General features: G+C 63.2%; 3 protein-coding genes and 1 pseudogene. All 4 read right to left on the reverse strand.

The window, feature by feature from the left end:
• Positions 1-215, reverse strand: a pseudogene (locus ACLMAL_RS39520) (hypothetical protein); the annotation flags it as partial.
• Complete coding sequence (locus tag ACLMAL_RS39525; RefSeq protein WP_412003752.1) at positions 212-592, reverse strand: hypothetical protein; 381 nt, start codon at positions 590-592, stop codon at positions 212-214. The gene ACLMAL_RS39525 and the pseudogene ACLMAL_RS39520, both read right to left, overlap by 4 nt.
• Positions 593-881: 289 nt before the next feature.
• Complete coding sequence (locus tag ACLMAL_RS39530; protein WP_412003753.1) at positions 882-1,109, reverse strand: hypothetical protein; 228 nt, start codon at positions 1,107-1,109, stop codon at positions 882-884.
• The gene (locus ACLMAL_RS39535) at positions 1,106-1,330 is read right to left on the reverse strand and encodes a hypothetical protein (protein WP_412003754.1); all 225 of its coding nucleotides are present in this window, start codon (positions 1,328-1,330) and stop codon (positions 1,106-1,108) included. Before ACLMAL_RS39535 ends, ACLMAL_RS39530 begins: the two co-directional genes overlap by 4 nt.
• Positions 1,331-1,490 lie beyond the last annotated feature (160 nt).

Below are 1,490 nucleotides of genomic sequence, written 5' to 3' on the forward strand. Positions count from 1 at the left end.
CCGAGATCCAGTTCACGCCACAGCATCAGCTCTTGCTGGCGATCGCAGAACACCAGGATCGAAGCTTTCAATTCGGCCGGTGCCGCAGCCACCCAATCCGCGACCGTCTCCACGCGCGGAACTGGCTTCTGCCGGGACCAATACGCCATCCGAGCCGCCATGCCCACACCACCGGCAATCGCAGCCAGCGGGGGCACCATCGTTGCCACGCTCATGACAGCTCCTGCGTATTGATGCATCGCGGGCAGGTGCACTTCTCGGCCGTGATGTCGACGAACGGGATCGGTTCGAGTACTTGCCCCTCAGCGATCAGGGCATCGGTCACCGCGGCATGCAGCAGCGAGATCAACGACACCGCAGACCCGATGGGCATGATCAAGTCCGGGCACGGGCCACCAGAGCGGTGCAGGCCACCACCCCCGAAAGTCACCAGGATCGAACCCTCCGGGGCGATCGGTCCGAACGCCTCACTGTTGAACCGGACACCCGGCGAGCCGTAACCCTTGATCTCGGTGCCAGGCACTCGGTAATCAATGACGTCATCGACGTCACGCGAGACCCAGTAGCCCTCGCACTTGTGCATCGAATCCATTGCTGATCAACACCTTTCATTGAGAATTAATCGGCCGAACAGACGTCGGACCGTTAGCGGTTCCCGCGATCCCAGCTGTTGTTGAGTACGCAGAACTGGCCACAGGCACTGTCATCGCGCGGTGGTGCCGGTGGTTCGCAGAACATCGAGCACGCGCCTGGAGACGGGTGCGATGGTTGGTTCTGGCAGAGCATCACGCATTCACCGGTAGCGGCTTCGGCAGCGGGAGCGGCAGACACGATCACCGCGGCGAACACCACGCCCAGGGGCAGAAGCGACGACGTGGACATCACGCCACCTCCGTGCCGGGAGCAATGCTGTTGTTCGACCTTGTATTTCGGTTCTGCTCGTCCATGGAATCCATCAGGTCCTCGATCAGCCCGGACGCTTCCCGCTGCGTCAGAACTACCGCCGTGCGGCCCACCTTCAGGAAGACCACGTCCGCATCGGAGTCGTAACCGATCGCGATCGACACACCTGGCGGCGGGAAGCCGAACATCTCACGCAGGAACATCACGCCACCGCCTGCGTGGAGGTGGTGTGGGAGTCCAGAGCGGCGGTGAGCATGCCGATCAGCTCGGCGGCTTGGTCGGGGACCATGCACAGCGATCCGTTGCCGACACAGACCATCACCATGCCTATCGCGGGGATGTAGGTGGCGGCGACAGTGCCGATGGCGTGGGAATTGAGCCGGTAGTCGCTGTGGTGAATGACCATGACCGAACTGTTTTCTGGCATGTCAGTTGCCTCCGTTGACAGGAACCGCGACCGGCCGGACTGGTATCGGACGCGGGGGTTGGAAAGGTTGAGTCACCGGCCGCGGTGGGGCGATGAGCCGGACAGGTGCCGGCGGAATCGGGGAACTCACCGGGACGGGTTCCGGGGCCAGGGGTTCGGC

It is taken from the genome of Nocardia sp. CWNU-33 (assembly GCF_046764895.1).
Classification (GTDB): Bacteria; Actinomycetota; Actinomycetes; order Mycobacteriales; family Mycobacteriaceae; genus Nocardia.